We start from the raw sequence: 22,764 nt of genomic DNA, 5'->3' as shown, positions 1-22,764 counted from the left end.
TCTATGAGAATAGAGCGACAACAGATAATATGAAGATTTTAAAATTTGGTGGGAAATCGTTGGCTAACGGAAAAGGGATTCAATCCGTTATTGATATTATTGAAGATAAGGTCAAAAGTGGCGAAAGAATTACGGTTGTAATTTCGGCTAGAGGAAAGTCTACCGATGAATTGGAGCAAATTTTGGAGGTTGCCGTTAAGAACAAGGATTATAAGGAACAATTAGCAGCATTCAAAAAATATCAGATTTCGGATTTTAAAGCCATGGATCTCACAGAGGAGTTTGAAACACTGGATAAACTTTTTGCAGGTGTTTCTTTAATAGGAGATTATAGTAAGCGAATAAAAGATCAGGTATTATCACAGGGAGAAGTGATTGCGGCAAAGTTAGTGACGCAGATTCTTAAGGAAAAAGGAATTGATGCTAATTTTACAGATACCAGAGAATTGATTGTTACGGATGCTCAGTTTGGAGATGCACAACCCTTAGATAAACTTTCTAAAGAGAATGTTGTCAGTCATTTCAATAAATATAATGGAGCTACTGTCAATATAGTAACAGGATTTATAGCATCTAATACTAAAAATGAAACAACCACATTAGGTAGAAATGGGAGTAATTACACAGCTTCTTTATTAGCAAATTACTTAGATGCTGATGAATTGCAGAGTTTTACTCACGTTAACGGAATTTATACCGCGGATCCAGAGTTAGTCACAGATGCCAGGAAAATTGAAAGATTATCTTTTGTTGAGGCAAATGAATTAGCGTATTTTGGAACGAATGTGCTGCACGCCAAAACAATTATCCCTTTAATTGAAAAGAATATTCCTTTGCGGATATTAAATACATTTGATCACAAAAGCGAAGGCACTTTGATCACTTCAGAAGCAAGTGAGAAGGGGATTAAGTCACTTTCCGTATTAGAAAACGTAGCGCTGATTAATTTAGAAGGTAGAGGATTGCTAGGACAAGTAGGAGTAGATGCCAGGATTTTTAAAGCGCTTGCTTTCAGGGGTATAAGTGTCAGTATTATTTCTCAGGGATCTTCTGAACGAGGGATTGGTTTTGTTGTTGGAGCGGATAGTGCAAAAGAGGCAAAAAAAGCACTAGAGGAAGAATTTGAAGCTGATTTTTATAAACGTGATGTGAGTGCTATTACAATTGAAGGTAATGTATCAGTCATTTCAATTATTGGGCAGGATTTAAGTACGTTTCATAAGCCGTACAATGCATTGATTAAAAACCAAGTAATACCATTGTTGTTTAATAATACAATCACGGGTAAAAATGTAAGTTTAGTAGTGCGTAAAAACCAATTGCATAAAGCGCTCAATGTGATTCATGGAGAAGTTTTTGGTATTGCAAAGAAAATAAACTTAGCAATTTTTGGACATGGATTAGTTGGTGGTACATTGATCGATCAAATTTTAAAATCGGCTAAAGATATACAGAAGAGAAAAAAAGTAGATTTAAATATTTTTGCTGTAGGAAACTCAAGAAAGGTTTTACTGGAGAAAAAAGGTGTAGATCAGCATTGGAAAACAGCTATAGAAAAACAAGGAAATTCTTATACAATTAAAGATGTTATTCAATTTGCAAATGAGAATCATTTAGAAAATTTGATAGCTATTGATAATACAGCTAGTGAAGCTTTTACAAAAAACTACATCACTTTAGCAAAAAATGGATTTGATCTGGTATCCTCTAATAAAGTAGCAAATACATTAAGTTTTGGTTTTTATAAAGAATTAAGAAACATACTGGAAGAGAATCAAAAACAATATTTATATGAGACTAATGTGGGAGCAGGACTTCCGTTAATTGATACCATAAAACTATTGCATTTATCAGGAGAGAATATCACTAGAATAAAAGGAGTATTTTCTGGATCATTAAGTTATTTGTTTAATAATTTCTCAGCACAAGAAAGGTTATTTAGCGAAGTGTTGCGGGAGGCTATTGATCTCGGATTTACAGAACCTGATCCTCGAGAGGATTTATGTGGGAATGATGTAGGTAGAAAGTTATTGATTTTAGCGAGAGAATTAGATTTAAATAATGAATTTATTGATGTGAATATTGATAATTTGATTCCGGAAAACCTTAGAGCAGGAGATGCTCAACAATTCTTAGTAAGATTAAAGGAATTAGATATTGTGTATGAAAAAATTAAAAAAGACCAGAAAAAAGGACATGTATTGCGATATATTGGAGATCTTCACGGAGACTTATCGAAGGAAAAAGGAATTCTTGACGTGAAACTGGTATCTGTTCCGCAAGAAAGTGCATTAGGGCAAGTGAAAGGTTCAGACTCCATTTTTGAGATTTATACAGAATCGTATGGTGATCAACCGATCGTAATACAAGGAGCAGGTGCTGGTGCTGCCGTTACAGCAAGAGGAGTTTTTGGAGATGTTCTAAGGTTGACAGAAAAAGGATAAACTAACCTTTTTTTAATTTTTAATAACAACCGGATTGTTATACGTATTGTGGTTGCTAATAAAAATAGTTCGTTTAAAAATGAATAAATACTAAGTTGATAAATAAAGTTTAATTAAAATTCCCAAGAATACTATCTCTGTAGTAGAAAGGGAGAAGATTATGAAAATAAATTTAAAAAGAATAGATGAAGACTATCATTTCGAACTTAAGAACGAAAGAGGTCACGTAACGTATATAGATAGTAAAGCCGCAGTTGGTGGTCATGATTTAGCGCCAAGCCCTATGGAATATGTATTGATGGGAGTAGCTGGATGTAGTTCTATAGACATTATTTCGATATTAAAGAAGCAAAGACAAGAGATTACTTCATATAATGTAGAAGTAATTGGTCATAGAGAAAAAGTAGGGGATGCCACTCCTTTTCAACTCATCGAAGTGATTGTGTATTTAGAAGGGACCATAGCTCCGGCAAAAGCAAAGAAAGCGGCACAATTATCTTTTGAGAAATATTGTTCAGTGTCTAAAACTTTAGAACCAACGGCTACGATAGCATTTAAAGTAGTGGTTAATAAAGAAGAAGTATGAGTATGGATAGTCAAAAGTTTGAAACGCAAGCTGTACGAGCACAAACAGGTAAAACTCAGTTCCGGGAGCATTCTACTCCATTATATTTGACTTCGGGATTTGTTTTTGACGATTCAGAAGAAATGAGAGCTGCCTTTGCAGAAGAAAAACAAAGAGATTTATATAGTCGATATAGTAATCCTAATACCAGTGAGTTTGTTGATAAGATTTGCAAGTTAGAGGGAGCTGAGGATGGATTTGCTTTTGCTACAGGTATGGCAGCAGTATACGCTACTTTTGCTGCATTATTAAATGCCGGAGACCATATGATTTCGTGCCGTTCTGTTTTTGGAGCGACTCATGCTTTGTTTACAAAGTACTTTCCAAAATGGGATATAGAAACTAGTTATTTTCCAGTTAACCAGATTGATATTATAGAAAGTTTGATTCAGCCTAATACTAAAATTATTTATGCAGAATCACCGACTAACCCAGGTGTAGATGTATTAGATTTGGAATTATTGGGTAAAATAGCAAAAAAACATAAGTTACTTTTAATTATTGATAATTGTTTTGCAACGCCTTATTTACAAAACCCTATAAAGTTTGGAGCAGATTTAGTTATTCATTCTGCTACCAAATTAATTGATGGACAAGGTAGGGTGCTTGGAGGGGTTACTGTGGGTTCCAGAGAATTAATCAGAGAAATCTATTTATTTTCTCGTGTGACAGGACCGGCAATGTCTCCATTTAATGCCTGGGTGTTATCAAAAAGTTTAGAAACATTAGCGGTGAGAACTGATCGTCACTGTGAAAATGCATTGAAATTAGCTGAGTTTTTAGAGTCTCATCCTAAAATTAATTGGGTAAAATATCCATTTTTGAAATCCCATCCGCAATACGAGGTAGCAAAAAAACAAATGAAACTCGGTGGTAATATTGTGGCGTTTGAGGTTAATGGCGGTGTACAGGGCGGGAAAATGTTTTTTGATAGTATCAAGATGTGCTCGCTTTCTGCTAATCTGGGAGATTCCAGAACGATTGTTACACATCCCGCATCAACGACTCATGCTAAGTTAGCAGTTGAGGATAAGCAAGCTGTTGGTATTACAGATGGTATGGTACGATGCTCTGTAGGATTGGAGCATGTGGATGATATTATTAAAGATATTGAGCAGGCGTTAGAAAGAGTTTAAAAAATGGATGTCTACAAGTAGGCACCCATTTAGGGTAGAGTATATTTTGTAATACCTATCGCTCTAAAGTATATGTTAATGTTCCAGTAACCGTTGTGTTAAGTCCAAAATCAGGATCAACAATTACTTGATTTATAATAGACTCTACGGTCATTGTGTTTTCGGTTAATTCTTTGATAGTAGATGGAGACTCAACTTCTTCTGTCGTGGTATAAAGTATATTGCCTTCTTTTCTCCAAGCACCAGAGTTCATAAAGTCAGAGATAGTCTCCTCTTGTGTTTCTGTTTGTCCGGCATATGTAGTTGAAACTACGGCCGTATATCCTCCTTCTCCTGTCAATACATTAGGGTTTTCGGAAAAGGTGACCGTATAATCGATATCTTTTCCTACAGTTGTGTAATCAAGAGTGATAGCTTCTCCAAAAAATTCGGTAGTACTTGTGCCATCTGTAATTTCTATTGAAGTCATTTCCCAGTTTCCTATGATCGACACATTTTCTTGGAGGATGTCTTCAGTGTCCTCATTATCACAAGAGATGAATACAGCTGTTATAATTACTACTAAAAGCAGGTAAAGATTTTTCATTGATTTAGTTTTTAAATTAAAGTGCAAATATATAACTATTATTCATTAACCGGTTTAAAAGCATTTTATGACGATTAAAAGCATTATTATATGATTTTTTTGAATTATTTGAATTGAAGTTTTATCGTGTCATAGTCGTTTATTTTTATTAATCTACTAACTTACTAGGCTTTTTCATGATAATATCATAATTCTCATTGGTTTAGTAAGATTTCTTTACTTTCTGAGACTAAGAAGCAAATATTTATCTATACATTTGCTATTAATCTACTAATCCTATAGGGTAATAGATTTTAAAATAAGATAAATGATTGTAGATCAGATGATATTAGATAAAGTAGCTACAAAGAAAACAACGTATGAGGATGATAAAACGTCTGAGAAACCGTTACGGAGTATAGCAAAAGCCGTAAGTTGGAGAGTAGTTGGTACATTGGATACATTAATAGTGTCTTATTTGCTCACAGGAGAAATAGCATTAGCAACATCGATTGCTTCTATCGATTTTGTGACTAAAATGATTTTATATTTCTTTCATGAAAGGATTTGGAATCGTATTAAATGGGGTAAATAACTTTATATGAACCTTATTAGAATAAGAGAGCTGATCAAAATTTTAAAAGGAAATAGGTGTTTTACCTAAAATTTAGTTTAGATAATGAGTTGGACAGAAAAAGAAATAGAAAATTTAAATATATCCTTAAAAGATAAAACGCCTTTAGAGATTGCGCAATGGGCAGTGTCAAACGCTAAAAAACCTGTAGTGACTACGAATTTTAGACCGTATGAAGCTGCAATTCTAAGTGTATGTGCTAAGGCTTTACAAGATATTCCAGTCATTTGGTGTGATTCTGGTTATAACACACCCAATACATACAAGCATGCAGAAGCTGTGATTGATGATTTAGCGTTGAATATTAAATTATATGTTCCTAAACAAACTTCTTCACATCGTGATGTGGTTATGGGAATTCCTGATATTGAAGATCCAAAACATAAAGAATTTACAGAACAAGTGAAATTAGAACCTTTTAGAAGAGCAATGGCAGATTTCACACCAGATGTTTGGTTCACTAATCTTAGACAGGGACAAACTGAACTAAGAAATTCATTGGATATTCTTAGTATGGGTAAAGATGGAGTGTTAAAAGTAAGTCCTTTTTATTATTACACTGATGCAGAACTGGATATATATATGAATGAACACAATTTGTTAAACGAGTTTAAGTACTTTGATCCAACAAAAGTTTTAGGAAATAGAGAATGCGGACTGCATACAAATTAATTTAATTTGTTGTTTTCTGGTTGGCCGGAAAATAAAATGACTTTTATAAAGTCAAAAAAGAAAAGAAATTAAATATGGAAGTGATTGAAAATATAAAAGAACAAATTGTGGATATAAACAAACTAACTGTAAATCCTTTAGAAAGCGAAGCGATTTATATTTTTCGGGAAGTTGTTGCTCAGTTTGAAAAGCCAGTATTACTTTTTTCTGGAGGTAAAGATTCTATTACGCTGGTAAGATTAGCACAAAAAGCGTTTTATCCAGGTAAAATTCCTTTCCCACTCATGCACATTGATACAGGTCATAACTTTCCTGAGACGATAGAGTTTAGAGATCGATTGGCAAAAGAACTTGGGGTAGAGTTGATAGTGCGTAACGTACAGGACTCTATTGATCAAGGTAAAGTGGTTGAAGAAAAAGGGAGATATGCAAGTCGTAATAGTCTTCAGACAACTACTTTATTAGATGCTTTGGAAGAATTTAAATTTGATGCAGCTATTGGTGGTGCTCGTAGAGATGAAGAAAAGGCAAGAGCAAAAGAGCGTATTTTTTCGGTAAGAGATGATTTTGGACAATGGGATGAGAAAAATCAACGTCCTGAATTATTTGATCATCTTAATGGTAAAATTGATTTAGGTCAGAATGTTCGGGTATTTCCAATTAGTAACTGGACAGAATTAGATGTTTGGAGTTATATAGAAAAAGAAAAAATAGAAATCCCTTCTATCTATTTTGCACATAAGCGTAAAATATTTGTGAGGGATGGGATGATCTGGTCTGCAGAAGATGATGTTGTATATAGAGACGAGAATGAGATTGTTGAAGAAAAAATGGTTCGTTTTCGTACCGTAGGAGATATGTCGTGTACAGCAGCAGTTCTTTCTGATGCAATTACGATTGATAAAGTAGTAGAAGAAATTAGAGACTCTACCATTTCAGAAAGAGGTGCGCGTATTGATGATAAAAGATCTGAAGCCGCCATGGAAAAAAGAAAACAACAAGGGTATTTCTAAGATTAGTTGATCGTTGTTTGTTTACAGTTAAGAGTCTCTTTCGTGTGACGTTAACTATAGAAATTTAAGAATTAAATAAAATAAATGGGGATAGGTTTACGATTGATTTGGAAGTATATTAATTTCCATCAGCAAAAAACCATTAACCATCAACCAATATAAGATGGAAGTATTAAAAATAGCAACAGCAGGAAGTGTAGATGATGGTAAGAGTACCTTAATAGGACGAATCCTATACGATACTAAATCATTAACGACGGATAAATTAGAGGCTATTGAGACAAGAAGTAAAGCTAATGGTTTTGACTATCTTGATTTTTCACTGGCAACTGATGGATTAGTTGCAGAGCGCGAGCAAGGTATTACTATTGATGTGGCACATATTTATTTTTCTACAAAAAAGAAAAGTTACATTATTGCAGATACCCCAGGTCATATCGAGTACACGAGAAATATGGTTACCGGAGCATCCACCTCTCAGGCTTCTATCATTTTAGTAGATGCTCGTAAAGGAGTAATAGAACAAACGTATCGTCATTTTTTTATAAATAATTTATTAAGAGTAAAGGATGTAATCGTCGCTATTAATAAAATGGATTTGGTTGATTTTTCTCAAGAGAAATATGATGCGATCAAAGCAGATTTTCAAAAGCTTGTAGATAAAAGTGATTATAAAGATCAGCATATAACCTTTATTCCTGTAAGTGCTTTACAGGGTGATAATGTGGTAGATAAGTCAACAAATACTCCTTGGTATACTGGTCAGACATTATTAGAACATCTGGAAGAATTAGATGCTCAGGATTTATATGAAAAATCAGAAGTGCGATTCCCTGTACAGACAGTAATCCGACCTAAGCAAGCAGAATTTCACGATTTTAGAGGATATGCCGGCAAACTGTATGGTGGTGATCTTTCTGTAGGCGATGAGGTGACAGTGATACCATCATTAACAAGTTCCAAAATCAAAGAAATTTATTTCTTTGATCAGACATTTGAAACGGCAGGAAGAGGAAGTTCTTGTACCATAACCTTAGAAGATGATGTCAATGTGAGTCGTGGAGATATGATTGTTAAGTCTTCAGAAAAACCACAAATAGAGAAACAATTAATAGCCACTGTATGCTGGATGGATAATAAAGATCTTGTTGTAGGAGCAAATTACTTTGTGCAAAGCGGAAGTAATAGAGTCCTTGCCAAAGTAAAAAATATCAGTGGTACTATTGCTACCGATTTTTCTGGAGAGGATACTTTAAAAAACTCATTAAGTTTAAATGAAATAGGAAAAGTTCAGATTCAATTAAGTAAGCCTTTGGCTATTGATTCGTATAGTAAAAATAAAGCTTCTGGGTCATTTATCTTAATAGATGCACAAACCAACAATACAGCAGGAGCAGGATTTATAGAATAGAAATATAGCTATTAGTAAGAATACTAAGTAAATAAGAACTCTTACTAATTTTAATTTCTAATAATTCAGTGTTCATTATATAAATAATATAGAGGAAAGTATACCACGAGAAATCTCAATACTAACTACTCTGTACTCAATACCAGTTAACATGCAAAGTTTTAGAACCGAAATAGAAAACCCAATTGTTCAGAAGGACATTATAGAATTAGCTAATAAAATTGAGCAGTTCCATAAAGGAAAGATCGATGAAGAGAAATTTCGTAGTCTTCGTTTAGCCCGCGGTGTATATGGACAACGTCAGGAAGGCGTACAGATGATCCGTATCAAATTACCGTATGGTAAAGTGTTGAGTAATCAATTAAGGCGTATATGTAGTGTCTCTGATGAATACTCCAGAGGAAGACTACATATTACCACACGTCAGGACATTCAGATTCACTATGTAGATCTAAATAGAACACCGGAGTTGTGGGCAGAACTGGAGAAAGATGATGTAACACTTAGAGAGGCTTGTGGTAATACCGTTAGAAATGTAACGGCTTCAGAAACTGCCGGTATTGATGTCAATGAGCCATTTGACGTATCACCGTATGCGGATGCGTTATTTCGTTTCTTTTTGAGAAACCCCATCTCTCAGGAGATGGGACGTAAGTTCAAAGTATCGTTTTCAGGAACTGATGAGGATACAGGATTATCTTATATGCATGATTTAGGTTTTATTGCCAAAATAGAAAATGGAGTACGAGGATTTAAAGTAATGCTTGCCGGAGGGTTAGGTTCTCAGCCCAGACATGCAGACGAATTATACAGTTTTTTAACCACTGATAAAATTATTCCTTTAATGGAAGGTGTGTTACGAATATTTGATCGTCACGGAGAAAGAAAAAGCAGAGCGAAGGCTAGAATGAAATTCTTAGTCAAAGATATTGGATTAGAGGCTTTTAAAGAATTAGTAGAAGCAGAACAAAAAGCAATTAAAGAAAAAACTGTTGTAATAGATGCAGATGCATATAAACAATCAGTTCCTGTGTCAGTTGAAGTGCCAGAGATTGTAATCGAGGATAAAACTGCATATGATTTATGGAAATCAACCAATGTAATTGCTCAAAAACAATCGGGTTATGCTGCTATTGGAATTAAAGTGCTGTTAGGAGATTTTTATACGGATAAAGCAAGATTATTAGCCGATTTGGTAGATAACTATGCAGCGGGAGAAATCAGATTGTCATTACGTCAAAACATTTTAATCCCTTTTGTGAAAGAAGAGTTATTGCCGTTTTTCTATCTGGAATTAGCGAAGCTTGGGTTTGTAGAAGCTGGATATAACAAAGCGATAGATATTACTGCCTGCCCGGGTACAGATACGTGTAACTTAGGTATTGCCAGTAGTACAGGTATTGCAGAAGAATTAGAGAGAGTCATTAAATCAGAATATCCTCAATATTTGGAGAAAGAAGATTTAGTGATTAAAATAAGTGGATGTATGAATGCGTGCGGACAACACAATATGGCAAATATTGGTTTCCAGGGAATGTCAGTACGTACTAAGGATAAATTAATAGCACCCGCATTACAGGTGTTATTAGGTGGAGGAAATCTGGGTGATGGAAAGGGATATTTTGCTGATAAAGTGGTAAAAATACCAAGTAGAAGAGGACCAGAAGCATTACGCAGAATTCTTGATGATTTTGAAGCAAATGCAAATGGTAAATCATTCCTAGCATATTACAAAGAAAAAGGAGAAAAGTACTTCTACGACTTTTTAACAGATTTGTCTAATGTAGATAATCTTACTCAAGAAGATTTTATTGATTGGGGAACAGAGGAAGAATATATAAAGGCAATAGGAGTTGGAGAGTGTGCAGGTGTTGTTATTGATTTAATCGCTACCTTGTTTCTGGAAAGTGAAGAAAAAATTATTAATGCAAAGATTTCTTTTGAGAACGGAGTGTATTCTGATGCTATATATCATGCATATAGTTCTTTAGTGAATTCGGCAAAGGCTTTGTTATTAGCAGAAAATAAAAAGACAAATACACATGCAGGGATCATACATCAGTTTGATGAAGAATTTATAGTAACTGGAAAAATAAAATTAGATGGTACCTTTGCAGCACTAATCTATCAATTACAAAAGAATGCACCTAGTCAGGATTTTGCAGTAGATTATATTAAAAGTGCTAATGAATTTTTACAAAAGGTAAAGGATTTTAGAGCATTGGAAGTAGAAAACGTTTAATTAGGTTAAACGCAGATACCACCAGGTACTTTAATTATACTGAAGACTCTTGTAGTTGAGAGGTGATAAATAATAAAAAAAGATGAGTAGTAAAACCCCAAAATTAACAGTAGTAGGAGCAGGACCAGGAGATCCTGACTTGATCACTATTAAAGCCATCAAAGTATTGGAGTCGGCTGATGTAGTGTTGTATGATGCACTCATCAATGAAGATTTGTTAGTTTATGCACCCAATGCTGAAAAAATTTTTGTAGGAAAAAGAAAAGGATGTTACAAGTACCAGCAAGAGCAGATCAATGAATTGATTGTTAGCAGAGCAAAAAGTCATGGACATGTGGTACGATTAAAGGGTGGAGATCCATTTATTTTTGGTCGTGGTGCAGAAGAAATTGATTATGCACGGCAATTTGAAGTAGAGACGGCTATGGTGCCCGGTATATCATCATCGTATGCAGTTCCTGCATACCAGGGAATCCCTTTGACTAAGCGAGGGTTTTCAGAAAGTTTTTGGGTAATTACTGGAACTACGAAAGCGCACCAGCTTTCAAAAGATGTTCATGCAGCTTCAAAATCTAATGCTACTGTAGTTATTTTGATGGGAATGAGTAAGTTGTCAGAGATAGTTGCTATTTTTACTGCAGAAGGTAAACAAGATATTCCAGTTGCTGTTATCCAGAATGGAACTAAAGAAAATGAACAATTTGGAGTAGGTACCATAGAAAATATTGAAGAAGTGGTTGCGGATAAAAAGCTTTCATCTCCTGCAATTATAGTCATTGGAGAGGTAGTAAATCAACGCACAAAACTAGAATCGATTTGCAGCAATGTGAAACAGGAAACTCTTTTGTAATAGTTTCTGGTAGGACTAAAGAAAATGAAAGAAAGAAATAATTTATATCCAATTTTTCTAAAAGCAAAGAACCTGAATGTACTGATCGTAGGAGGAGGTAACGTAGCAGAAGAAAAATTACATTTCTTAACAAAATCAAGTCCTGATGCAAAAGTTACGATGGTGTCACCTATGTTTAGACAAGGCACAATAGAGTTAGCTAGCAAGCATTGTGTAACCATAGTAGAAGATGTATATCAGGAAAAGTATTTACAAGGAAGACATATGGTCGTTGCTACCACTGATATTCCCGAAGTAAACGTACGGGTTTGGAAAGATTGTAGAGCGCAGGCAAAATTAGTGAATGTAGCAGATAATCCACCCTACTGCGATTTTTATATGGGAGGAATAGTGACTAAAGGAAATGTAAAAGTAGCAATCTCGACAAATGGGCAGTCGCCTACTACAGCCAAGAGATTACGACAGTTTTTTGAAGAGGTAATCCCTGAGAATGTAGATGATTTAGTCAAGAATTTAAATGAATATAGAAAAACAATAAAAGGTGATTTTGAAGAGAAAGTTGAAATTCTCAATGAATTTACTAAAGGATTAATAGGAAAAAAAGAAGTTGAAAATGATCAAGACTGATATTTTAATAATTGGAGCTGGACCCACAGGTTTATTTACAGTATTTGAAGCTGGACTGCTAAAGTTAAAAACGCATTTAATTGATGCTTTGCCACAACCTGGTGGACAGTGCTCAGAGATTTATCCAAAAAAGCCAATTTATGACATTCCGGGTTTTCCGGAAATCCTGGCAGGAGACCTGGTAAATAATTTAATGGAGCAGATTAAACCTTTCGAGCCTGGTTTTACCTTAGGAGAAAGAGCAGAAACAATCGAGCGTCTGGAAGATGATACTTTTGTAGTAACAACTAATCGCGGAACCAAGCATAATGCACCAGTTGTTGCTATTGCAGGAGGATTGGGTTCTTTTGAGCCCCGTAAGCCACCTATTCCTAATATTGTAGATTTTGAAGATAAGGGAGTTGCTTATATCATCCGAGATCCGGAAGTATATAGAGATAAACGAGTAGTAATCTCAGGAGGAGGAGATTCTGCCTTGGATTGGTCTATCTTTTTAGCAGATATAGCTAGTGAAGTTACACTGGTACACCGTCGTAAAGAATTTCGCGGTGCATTGGATTCTGTAGAAAAAGTAGAAGAACTATCTAAAATCGGTAAAATCAATTTAATTACCGATGCAGAAGTAAAAGAACTTAAGGGAGATGATCACGTTACTGGTGTTGGGATCAAACATAAAACAGAGGGAGACATTCATTTAGATACAGACTACTTTATTCCTTTATTTGGATTATCGCCAAAATTAGGACCTATAGGAGACTGGGGATTAGAGATTGAGAAAAATGCGATTAAAGTTAATAATTCGTATGATTATCAAACTAATATTCCTGGAATTTATGCGATAGGTGATGTGAATACATACAAAGGGAAATTAAAATTAATTCTTTCTGGATTTCACGAAGCTGCTATTATGTGTCAAAGCGCATATCAACGAATTTTTCCAGATAAGAAATACGTAATGAAATACACTACGGTAGGTGGAGTTACCGGATTTGATGGAACAAAAAAAGAAGCTAAAAAAGAAGTAGTAAAAGCTATAGGATAAAAAAATAGAATTTTACTTTATAGACCTCACAAGTTTTTAAATTTGTGAGGTCTATACTTATATTTGCAGCTATAAATTATAAATATGTCAGACATTACCATAAAAATTAAGGATAGAGAAGGTAAAGTACACGAGGTACAGGCACCAACAGATATGGCGATGAACCTTATGGAGGTTTGTAAAGCCTATGAATTACCAGTAGAAGGAACCTGTGGTGGTATGGCTATGTGTGCATCTTGTCAATGTTATGTGTTATCAGATCACGAATTGCCAGAAATGGGACAAGATGAAGATCTGATGCTGGCAGAAGCATTTTATGTAGAAGATAATAGTCGTTTAGGCTGTCAGATTCGAATTACGCCGGAGTTGGATGGGCTGGAGGTAGAATTAGCTCCGGAGTCTTAATTTACCAAGTATAAAAGAGAAGCTGAGCACTAAATTATGCTCAGCTTTTTTAATAAACTAGTATACTTCTCTAAAGGCATTTACATCATTCTCATTAAATATATTTCCAGTAGTATTTCCACCAGCACATGCTTGCATTAATGAAGTGATATCAGACCCTGTTGGTGAACCGTCAATATAAATAGCTCCAACAAAGGCACTACCTTCATTTCCTTGGCTAGAAGGTGGACAACTCTCTCTGGTAGCAAAATCAGTATGTCTAAATCCTATAGCATGCCCTATTTCATGAGCCATAGTATTTGATAATTCTGTAGTTGTAGTGTTCAAAAGCTCTATAGCAACACTATTAATGCCGAAAGAGGAAGCTGGATTACCATTTGAGGGGAATCCTGCTGATCTTCCAAGAACAATAGTTCCATCAGATGGTTGCTCAGCAAAAACGGTTACTGCGATATCTATATTAGCGCTTGATTCTCCAGTGTTGAGTCTGCGAAGTCGTATCTCAGCATTTAAATCATTGTATGCATCCACAACATTATCAAGAGCGGTATCACCTAATGTTCCTAATCCATCTCCAACAGTTTCTACAACAAGAGTTCTTGTGTCTTCAGGAATTTCTACAAGATTAATGGTTCTGTAATGCTTTTCTAGACTTTCAGGATTACTGTATTCCTTGGCTAATTCATCAATTTGTGTTAAAGTTAGGAACATATCTTCAACAGCAACAACCGAGCTGCCCTGATAAGTGGTCAAAAAAGCGTTTGAAGTGCTGAAATGAGCGGTTTCTAATTTTGCGAGTACATCTTTAGGTACTTCATCTTTAACAAGAGTTTCACTATCTGTTTGGTCAATTTCTTCTGATTTGCTACAAGATGAAAAGAATAACATAGTAAAAACGGGAAAAATAAAAAAACTGAAATTTTTCATGGGTTTGTGTTTTAAGTTATTCTTATAATACTCTGATTTTGATGTTTTATTATGCTGTTTAAGAATGAATTAAGGGGATTTAGTAATAGTTTAACCTTAGGGGAATTTTTTGCCTAATAATCAGCTTTTTCGATAATTTCATGTTAAAATGATTATTGTTAAAGGTATCTTTCTGAGGTTAGTACGCTTTTTTTATTGAGGTATTTTTTTATGGTTTATGAAGGCTAAATCAATTTGACTGGATAAAGCTTAAAATTTTGTTACAAGCATAAGTGTTGTATTCGTGTCCATGAGATTTTCTATTATGGTAAAATTTTAATTAGTTCTTTTTCAGGTTTTTTAATCCTCACATTAATGACATCATACTCCCATTGTTGGTTGTTTTTATGAGCAACAATATCCATTTTCCCTCTTCCTTTAGTGCCCTTTATGCCAACAGTAACTTCAATCGAAGTATTGTTATTAGAATATTGCACTTCACCTTCTAGAAGTTGAAAAAAATCCACAGGTGATAATTCACCCAATTTTTGGGTAACAGTTTTATGTTCCTTTGCTTTTATAAAAGCATTAGTAACAAGAGTTTGATCCAGATATACAGATCCATATCTAAAAGCAGCATTTCCAGTTAAGCTAAAAAACAACAATAAACAAGTGAAGATCAGTGTAATCGGAAGCAACCATAACCAGTTTCGGTATAACCAGTTTTTCTTAATAATAGGTTTATTCATAATTTTAATATTGAACAGGTACTATTATGGACTTATGTTTGCGCAAAGATGTGACAAAAGTTGAATGAGCTAAGGATCTAAAACTATATTGATTGACATTCAAGATGTGGTCTTTATAAAACTTAGAATCAACATGATAAAAACAGATTTATTTCTTGATTTTTGTAGCATTAGCGATCTTGAGTTTTAACCATATACTCATAAGGTCACTTATTTCATTAATACAAGAATGCCTACCTTTGGTCTATTCATTTAAAACAATAAAAATGCTTGGTTTAAAATTGGCAACAGATCCCCGATGGGCTAAATTAGTGGAAGCTAATATCGAAGAAATTTTAACGGATCACGCCTGGTGCGAGCAGAAAGCGGCAACCAATGCGATTACTATAGTTACTCAAAATCCGGAGTTAGTAGATTTAGTGACAGATTTAATTACATTGGCGCAGGAAGAACTACAGCATTTTGAAATGGTTCATGAGATTATCAAAAAACGTGGATATACATTGGGTCCTGAACGTAAAGACCATTATGTAAATCAATTATTTAAGTTTAAAATCAAAGGTGGAAGCAGACAACAGAGTCTGGTAGATCGTTTGTTATTTTCTGCAATGATAGAAGCCAGAAGTTGTGAACGTTTTAAACTATTGTCAGAAAAAATAGAAGACCAGGAACTTTCAAAGTTCTACCATGAGTTAATGATTAGTGAAGCAGGACATTATACCACGTTTATTGGTTTTGCTCGTAAGTATGGAAAAGATATTGATGTAGATAAACGATGGGAAGATTTGTTAAAATTTGAAGGAGAGCTTATCCAGAATTATGGTAAGAAAGAAAGTATACACGGATAGTTAATCAATAGAATTTCTCAAGGTTCTACTTTGAGCGTAGCACATAAAATCAGGATAATGGAGTCTTGTCTTCTGATTCTTGTGGTAAAGCGGTCTTGTTTTTAATCAATGCATTGGTTAAGTCTGTATTTTTCTTAGTAAGGTTGGCATTTTATTACATTTTCTTTAGCAATAAAATTAGTAAATAAACTTGCAAAACAAGGGGCTATGTCTTTTCTTTGCATCGTATTTTGTGTAGCGTTGCTACAACAGTTCATAAACATACTACCAGTTATCAAGAAAGGCGGAGGGAATAGACCCAATGAAGCCTTAGCAACCCTTTTTAGTGAGATCTTTTCCTTAAAAGACACATAAAAAGAAGGTGCTACGTTCTATCTGCTTTTTGCAGACTAGATAACGAAGATTCATAGCTCAGCTATATTTTTCTACTTACTTTCTTGATATAACTTGTCATTCCAGTTTATTCTGAGATGCAACAGTATTATGTTTTTTATAAAATAATTAACGACGTCAAGTTAGGATTGACAATATAGATGAAAGATATACGAAAAATATTAGAAGAAAGAATTCTTGTGCTTGATGGAGCTATGGGAACTATGATTCAACGTCACAAGTTTACAGAGGAAGATTACCGAGGAGACCGATTTAAAGATTGGGATCAGCCTTTACAAGGGAATAATGACTTATTAAGCATTACACAACCCAAAGCGATTAAAGAAATCCATAGTCTTTATTTTGAAGCAGGAGCAGATATTGCAGAGACCAATACGTTTTCAGGAACGACTATCGCCATGGAAGATTATGGAATGCAGGATTTAGTATACGAACTTAATTATGAGTCTGCTAAAATTGCTAAAGAAGTGGCAGATGCATTTACGAAAGCTAATCCCGATAAACCGCGTTTTGTAGCTGGATCTATAGGTCCGACTAATAGAACTGCAAGTATGTCTCCGGATGTAAATGATCCTGGATATAGAGCCGTTACTTTTGATGATTTGCGTATAGCATACAAGCAACAAGTAGAAGCTTTACTGGATGGAGGTGCAGATATCTTACTGGTAGAGACTGTTTTTGATACACTAAATGCAAAAGCAGCACTTTTTGCAATAGAAGAAGTAAAAGATGAACGAGGAATAGAAGTTCCTATTATGGTAAGTGGAACTATTACAGATGCTAGTGGAAGAACATTATCTGGACAGACTGCGGAAGCTTTTTTAATCTCAATTACACATATCCCGATGATTTCAGTTGGTTTTAATTGTGCTTTAGGTGCCAGCCAATTAACGCCACATCTAGAAGTTTTAGCAAAAAAAGCACCTTTTGGAGTATCGGCACACCCTAATGCAGGACTACCTAATGCTTTTGGAGAATATGATGAAACTCCAGAGCAAATGGCAGCTCAGATCAAAGAGTTTTTAGAAAAAGACCTAATTAATATTATAGGGGGGTGCTGTGGAACAACTCCAGAGCATATAAAAGCTATCGCAGACTTAGCGAAGGATTATAAACCGAGGAAGTTAACTGTTGATAGTTTTTAGTTGATGAAGTATACTGAGTTAGAGGTTTGGAAAGCATTAAGAGTGCTGGTGAATACCCTTTATGGAATGACAAAAGAGTTTCCTAAAGATGAATTATATGGATTTACAAATCAAATGAGGAGAAGTGCGGTTTCAATACCATCAAATATTGTAGAAGGGTGCGGAAGAAGAACCTCAGTAGATACTATTCAGTTTTTACAGGTGTCAAAAGGTTCATTATATGAATCGGAAACACAATCATATTTAGCGTTAGATCAAAACCATTTTCAAATTAAAGAATATCAGACGTTGTTAGAGCAGATTTTAAAATGTAAAAAGTTATTAGATGGGTTTATTAATTATTATAAAAATTTGTAGATCATGACAGAAAATAAATCAGAAGATCTGTCAACAGACAACAAGCAACAATCAACTAGAAAATACCTAAAACTTTCTGGATTGGAACCAATGATTGTTTCTGCTGAAACAAATTTTATTAACGTTGGTGAACGGACTAATGTAGCGGGATCACGTAAGTTTTTACGTTTGGTTAAGGAAGAAAAATTTGATGAAGCACTTGATATAGCAAGACATCAGGTAGATGGAGGTGCACAAGTGATTGATATCAATATGGATGATGGTCTGATTGATGGTAAAGAAGCTATGGTACGATTTCTAAATCTTATTATGGCAGAACCTGATATTGCGAGAGTGCCAATTATGATTGATAGCTCTAAATGGGATATCATAGAAGCAGGTTTACAAGTTGTGCAGGGGAAATGCGTTGTGAATTCTATTTCTCTAAAAGAAGGTGAGGATGCATTTATAGCACAAGCTAAAAAGATAAAGAGATATGGAGCAGCTGTAATTGTCATGGCATTTGATGAGGTAGGGCAAGCAGATAATTTTGATCGAAGAATAGAGATCTCAAAAAGGTCGTATGATGTATTAGTTAATACTGTTAATTTTCCTCCGGAAGATATCATATTTGATTTAAATATTTTTCCTGTAGCAACAGGAATGGATGAACATCGCAAAAATGCTATTGATTTTATTGAAGCCACAAAATGGGTTCGGGAAAATCTTCCGCATTGTAGTGTGAGCGGCGGTGTAAGTAATGTTTCTTTTTCATTTAGGGGAAATGATCGTGTAAGAGAAGCTATGCACTCTGTATTTTTATACCATGCGATCAAGGCAGGTATGAATATGGGGATTGTGAATCCTGCCATGTTAGAGATCTATGATGATATCCCAAAGGAATTATTAGACCATGTAGAGGACGTAATCTTAGATAGAAGAGAAGATGCTACAGAACGATTGTTAGATCTGGCAGAATCAGTAAAGGGAACAAGTAAAGAACGAGTAGTTGACCTTTCCTGGAGAGAGGAACCCTTACAAAATAGAATCACCAGAGCATTAGTAAAAGGGCTAGATCAATATATTGTAGAAGATGTAGAAGAAGCGAGAATGGCTGCCGATAAACCGATTGAGGTTATTGAAGGAAACTTGATGGCAGGAATGAATGTGGTAGGTGATTTATTTGGTTCAGGTAAAATGTTTTTACCTCAGGTTGTAAAATCAGCCAGAGTCATGAAGAAAGCTGTAGCATACTTACTTCCTTATATTGAAGAAGAAAAAAAGAAAAACCCTAAAGCATCTAATGGGAAAGATAATGCTGGTAAAGTATTAATGGCTACTGTAAAAGGGGATGTCCATGATATAGGTAAAAATATTGTGTCTGTAGTATTGGGATGTAATAATTATGAAATTGTGGATCTGGGAGTAATGGTTCCTCCAGAAAAAATTATTCAGACAGCGATAGACGAGCAGGTAGATATTATAGGATTAAGTGGCCTGATTACACCTTCATTGGATGAAATGGTGCATCTGGCAAAAGAAATGGAGCGTAAGAATTTTAGTGTTCCTTTATTGATTGGTGGAGCAACTACATCAAAAGCACATACTGCTGTAAAAATAGATCCTCAATACAAAAACGCAGTGGTTCATGTGAATGATGCGTCCCGGGCAGTTACCGTGGTAGGAGATTTATTGAATAAAAGAATTAATCAGAAATATATAGGAGATCTTAAAGAGGATTATGAAAAGTTCCGTGTGGGATTTTCTAAGCGAACAAAACAAAAAGATTTTTTAAGTATTGAAGAGGCTCGTAAAAATAAGTATTCGATTGATTGGCAGGCTTCCCAGATTATTCGACCCCATCAACTAGGAATTCAGGTTATAGAAGAATTTGATCTACGTAAATTAGAACCCTATATTGATTGGACTCCCTTCTTTAGATCCTGGGAATTACACGGTAAATACCCTGCTATCCTTACAGATGAGGTTGTGGGTAAAGAAGCCACAGAATTATTTAAAGATGCGCAAGAATTATTACAGAAAATATTTGATGATTCATTATTGGGAGCTAAGGCAGTGTATGGCCTATTCGAAGCCAATGTTATTAATCACGATGATATTGAGTTATCTTTAGAAGGTGAGTCAATTCAGACTTTTAGAACATTACGTCAACAATTAAAAAAACATGCAGGAAAACCCAATTTTGCATTAGCAGATTTTATAGCGCCAAAAGATATCGGAATTCAGGATTATATAGGGTGTTTTTGTGTAACAACTGGATTTGGTACCAAAGAATTAGCAGAAGCGTATGAAAAGGAACTGGATGATTATAATGCTATTATGATTAAAGCACTGGCGGATCGTTTAGCAGAGGCATTTGCAGAATTTTTACATAAAAAAGTACGTATAGAAGATTGGGGATATGCTAATGAAGAAAACTTAACGAATCAAGAGTTGATTAAAGAAGAATATAAAGGGATACGACCGGCACCCGGGTATCCTGCTTGCCCTGATCATTTAGAGAAAATTACTATTTGGGAACTACTACAGGTAAAAGAGCGAATAGGAGTTGAATTAACAGAAAGCATGGCGATGTGGCCAGCAGCTTCTGTATCCGGGTATTATTTTGCAAATCCCGAGGCTCGATATTTTGGATTAGGAAAGATAAAAGAAGATCAGGTAAAAGATTTTGCAGAACGAAAAAACATTGATTTTGAATATGCGAAAAGATGGTTGACACCCAATTTAGCGGATAATTAATTTTATTAGTATTCAATAGAGAGTATAAAGTATTCATTTAATCATAAAATTGAACATCTGGCTTCGAATTTAGAATCTAACAAAAAAATCAAACCGCTTTTCTTCTGGAAGAGACATCCAAAAGAGAAGGGCAGAAAGGGTTGATTATGCTAGTGCATTACGTGATTAAAAAACTAGAAGTATGAATCAGAAGCAATGGACATAGAAGATAGTATACAACAGTTAGAAATGGTTTTTGAAGGGGATCCTTGGCTTGGTACTTCTGTGCTAAAACCGTTGAAGAAAATTCCATATGAATGCTGGAATGAGAAACCAGAAAACGTAGCACATTCTATTGCAGAATTGGTATTACATATGATCGATTGGAGAATTTTTGTCATAGAAAAACTAAAAGACAACCAATCCTATAGTATAGTGATGAATTCTGAAATGGATTGGAGAAAAAACGTGTCAATTGCCACCGAAACAGAGAAAAAAGAATGTTTAACAGAACTTATAAATACTCAAGAGATGCTCATAACAAGGTTGGTTGAAAAACCTGATTCCTGGTTGAATGAGTTTGTATTAGGTAAAGATTATACTAATGAATATATGATAATGGGTGTTATACAACATGATATATATCACCTTGGACAGATCAATTTAATATATAGTCAATTAAATAAATAATTAGGTTAAACTATTCAGAATATAGGAGTTTCAACCTGTTATTGATGGTTGTCAGGAGTAGACAACTCGCAGAAAAATAAATGACCAACAAAGAACAATACATAAAAGATGAAGGTTACAGATCACATAAAGAATGCAAAAGGGAAGACATTATTCTCTTTTGAGTTAATACCGCCACAAAAAGGAAGAAGTATACAAGAGTTGTATAATAATATTGATCCCTTAATGGAATTTATACCACCTTTTATAGATGTCACAACATCCAGAGAAGAGTTTATTTATATAGATCGCGATGGCTTACTGGATAAGAAATTAACTCGTATGCGTCCCGGTACAGTAGGTATATGTGCATCAATAAAGCATAAGTATAATGTAGATACTATTCCGCATGTACTTTGTGGTGGATTTACAAAAGAAGAAACAGAATATTTATTGGTTGATTGTCATTATTTAGGAATTGATAATGTGATGGCGTTACGAGGAGATGCTATGAAAGAAGAAAAGTATTTTGTGCCCTCAAAAGGTGGGCATAGTTATGCAAATGAACTGGTCAAGCAAATTGCCAATATGAATAAGGGCCAGTTTCTTCATGAGGTTATAGAATCGGATAATAAATCTGATTTCTGTATTGGAGTAGCGGCCTATCCAGAAAAACATCTGGAAGCGCCTTCCATGGACGCTGATATAAGAAGGCTGAAAGATAAGGTAGCTGCAGGTGCTGATTACGTAGTTACACAAATGTTTTTTGATAATAAAAAATATTTTGCATTTGTAGAGAATGCTAGAGCTGCAGGCATTGATATTCCTATTATTCCAGGAATTAAACCAGTAGCAGTAAAACGTCATTTGCAATTGTTACCGCAAGTTTTTAGATTAGATATGCCTGATGAATTAGTAAAAGCGGTAGAATCTTGTAAAAATAATGCAGCCGTTCGTGAGGTGGGGATTGAGTTTGCTATCCAGCAATCAAAGGAATTGATGGAGTATGGAGTACCGGTTTTACATTATTATTCTATGGGTAAATCTGATAATATTCATAAGATTGCTTCTCAGGTTTTTTAATCAATAGAATTGCCTCCGATGCCTTCCTTAGGTGATAGCACTCAGATAATCGAAGCTAAAAAGAATCAACAATCAGGAATCACGACAAAAAATCCTGTTTCCTGATTATTATAGCGCAGCGGTATTTTTTCCTTTAACTCGTGTCCTTCAGGTTAGAAAGTTCATTATCTGAAAGTTTTTTTTTGAAATTTATACTGGATACATTGAGAATGTATTGTTACTATCTCTTT

The 22,764-nt window shown here is 34.7% G+C and carries 21 protein-coding genes and 1 riboswitch; of the genes, 18 read left to right on the top strand and 3 right to left on the bottom strand.

Annotated elements, in window-relative coordinates:
- Positions 1-29 precede the first annotated feature (29 nt).
- From thrA to ABD816_RS14675, 3 genes are all read left to right on the top strand, one after another.
- Entirely contained in the window at positions 30-2,444 is a 2,415-nt protein-coding gene (thrA, locus tag ABD816_RS14685) for a bifunctional aspartate kinase/homoserine dehydrogenase I (RefSeq protein WP_344928645.1), read from the top strand.
- 160 nt (positions 2,445-2,604) lie between these two features.
- Positions 2,605-3,030, top strand: a complete 426-nt coding sequence (locus tag ABD816_RS14680) for an OsmC family protein (protein WP_344928643.1) — start codon at positions 2,605-2,607, stop codon at positions 3,028-3,030.
- Between the two features lie 2 nt (positions 3,031-3,032).
- The gene (locus tag ABD816_RS14675; RefSeq protein WP_344928641.1) at positions 3,033-4,205 is read left to right on the top strand and encodes a trans-sulfuration enzyme family protein; all 1,173 of its coding nucleotides are present in this window, start codon (positions 3,033-3,035) and stop codon (positions 4,203-4,205) included.
- A 55-nt stretch (positions 4,206-4,260) separates the two neighbouring features.
- Here ABD816_RS14675 and ABD816_RS14670 read toward each other — a convergent pair whose 3' ends face one another.
- Entirely contained in the window at positions 4,261-4,791 is a 531-nt protein-coding gene (locus tag ABD816_RS14670; protein WP_344928639.1) for a hypothetical protein, read from the bottom strand.
- A 307-nt stretch (positions 4,792-5,098) separates the two neighbouring features.
- Between ABD816_RS14670 and ABD816_RS14665 the strand changes: the two genes are divergently transcribed.
- The 9 genes from ABD816_RS14665 to ABD816_RS14625 all read left to right on the top strand — a co-directional run bounded on the left by ABD816_RS14665 (position 5,099) and on the right by ABD816_RS14625 (position 13,666).
- The gene (locus ABD816_RS14665) at positions 5,099-5,365 is read left to right on the top strand and encodes a DUF2061 domain-containing protein (RefSeq protein ID WP_344928637.1); all 267 of its coding nucleotides are present in this window, start codon (positions 5,099-5,101) and stop codon (positions 5,363-5,365) included.
- Positions 5,366-5,449: 84 nt separating this feature from the next.
- Positions 5,450-6,076 (top strand): phosphoadenosine phosphosulfate reductase domain-containing protein, encoded by a 627-nt coding sequence (locus ABD816_RS14660; RefSeq protein WP_344928634.1) that lies wholly within the window; start codon positions 5,450-5,452, stop codon positions 6,074-6,076.
- Positions 6,077-6,150: 74 nt separating this feature from the next.
- Positions 6,151-7,089: a sulfate adenylyltransferase subunit CysD gene (gene cysD, locus ABD816_RS14655; protein ID WP_344928633.1), complete on the top strand. Its 939-nt coding sequence runs from the start codon at positions 6,151-6,153 to the stop codon at positions 7,087-7,089.
- Between the two features lie 163 nt (positions 7,090-7,252).
- The gene (locus ABD816_RS14650) at positions 7,253-8,500 is read left to right on the top strand and encodes a sulfate adenylyltransferase subunit 1 (protein ID WP_344928631.1); all 1,248 of its coding nucleotides are present in this window, start codon (positions 7,253-7,255) and stop codon (positions 8,498-8,500) included.
- A gap of 151 nt (positions 8,501-8,651) precedes the next feature.
- Positions 8,652-10,742, top strand: a complete 2,091-nt coding sequence (locus ABD816_RS14645) for a HEPN domain-containing protein (protein WP_344928629.1) — start codon at positions 8,652-8,654, stop codon at positions 10,740-10,742.
- An 82-nt stretch (positions 10,743-10,824) separates the two neighbouring features.
- The gene (gene cobA, locus ABD816_RS14640) at positions 10,825-11,592 is read left to right on the top strand and encodes a uroporphyrinogen-III C-methyltransferase (RefSeq protein WP_344928627.1); all 768 of its coding nucleotides are present in this window, start codon (positions 10,825-10,827) and stop codon (positions 11,590-11,592) included.
- 24 nt (positions 11,593-11,616) lie between these two features.
- The gene (locus ABD816_RS14635; protein WP_344928626.1) at positions 11,617-12,219 is read left to right on the top strand and encodes a precorrin-2 dehydrogenase/sirohydrochlorin ferrochelatase family protein; all 603 of its coding nucleotides are present in this window, start codon (positions 11,617-11,619) and stop codon (positions 12,217-12,219) included.
- On the top strand, positions 12,206-13,261 hold the full coding sequence (locus ABD816_RS14630) for an NAD(P)/FAD-dependent oxidoreductase (protein ID WP_344928625.1): 1,056 nt from the start codon (positions 12,206-12,208) through the stop codon (positions 13,259-13,261). The genes ABD816_RS14635 and ABD816_RS14630 overlap by 14 nt, the downstream gene beginning before the upstream one ends.
- An 84-nt stretch (positions 13,262-13,345) precedes the next feature.
- The gene (locus ABD816_RS14625; RefSeq protein ID WP_344928624.1) at positions 13,346-13,666 is read left to right on the top strand and encodes a 2Fe-2S iron-sulfur cluster-binding protein; all 321 of its coding nucleotides are present in this window, start codon (positions 13,346-13,348) and stop codon (positions 13,664-13,666) included.
- Between the two features lie 57 nt (positions 13,667-13,723).
- On the opposite strand, the gene ABD816_RS14620 is transcribed toward ABD816_RS14625, so the two are convergent.
- Positions 13,724-14,593: a M57 family metalloprotease gene (locus ABD816_RS14620; RefSeq protein WP_344928622.1), complete on the bottom strand. Its 870-nt coding sequence runs from the start codon at positions 14,591-14,593 to the stop codon at positions 13,724-13,726.
- Positions 14,594-14,895: 302 nt separating this feature from the next.
- Positions 14,896-15,321: a cytochrome c oxidase assembly factor Coa1 family protein gene (locus ABD816_RS14615; protein WP_344928620.1), complete on the bottom strand. Its 426-nt coding sequence runs from the start codon at positions 15,319-15,321 to the stop codon at positions 14,896-14,898.
- A gap of 266 nt (positions 15,322-15,587) precedes the next feature.
- Between ABD816_RS14615 and ABD816_RS14610 the strand changes: the two genes are divergently transcribed.
- The 6 genes from ABD816_RS14610 (at position 15,588) to metF (ending at position 22,534) form a co-directional block, all read left to right on the top strand.
- Complete coding sequence (locus ABD816_RS14610) at positions 15,588-16,169, top strand: MiaE family protein (protein WP_344928619.1); 582 nt, start codon at positions 15,588-15,590, stop codon at positions 16,167-16,169.
- Between the two features lie 268 nt (positions 16,170-16,437).
- Positions 16,438-16,569: riboswitch (SAM riboswitch) on the top strand.
- A gap of 133 nt (positions 16,570-16,702) precedes the next feature.
- Positions 16,703-17,707: a homocysteine S-methyltransferase family protein gene (locus ABD816_RS14605; protein ID WP_344928617.1), complete on the top strand. Its 1,005-nt coding sequence runs from the start codon at positions 16,703-16,705 to the stop codon at positions 17,705-17,707.
- Between the two features lie 3 nt (positions 17,708-17,710).
- Entirely contained in the window at positions 17,711-18,064 is a 354-nt protein-coding gene (locus tag ABD816_RS14600; protein WP_344928616.1) for a four helix bundle protein, read from the top strand.
- Positions 18,065-18,067: 3 nt separating this feature from the next.
- Positions 18,068-20,803, top strand: a complete 2,736-nt coding sequence (gene metH, locus ABD816_RS14595; RefSeq protein ID WP_344928614.1) for a methionine synthase — start codon at positions 18,068-18,070, stop codon at positions 20,801-20,803.
- Between the two features lie 195 nt (positions 20,804-20,998).
- Positions 20,999-21,472, top strand: coding sequence for a DinB family protein (locus ABD816_RS14590; RefSeq protein WP_344928612.1), 474 nt, complete (start codon positions 20,999-21,001; stop codon positions 21,470-21,472).
- 108 nt (positions 21,473-21,580) lie between these two features.
- Positions 21,581-22,534, top strand: a complete 954-nt coding sequence (gene metF, locus ABD816_RS14585) for a methylenetetrahydrofolate reductase [NAD(P)H] (protein WP_344928610.1) — start codon at positions 21,581-21,583, stop codon at positions 22,532-22,534.
- Positions 22,535-22,764: the final 230 nt, after the last annotated feature.

It is taken from the genome of Aquimarina addita (assembly GCF_039539305.1).
Lineage (GTDB): Bacteria > Bacteroidota > Bacteroidia > Flavobacteriales > Flavobacteriaceae > Aquimarina > Aquimarina addita.
This window is presented reverse-complemented; position numbering and strand designations above follow the sequence as displayed.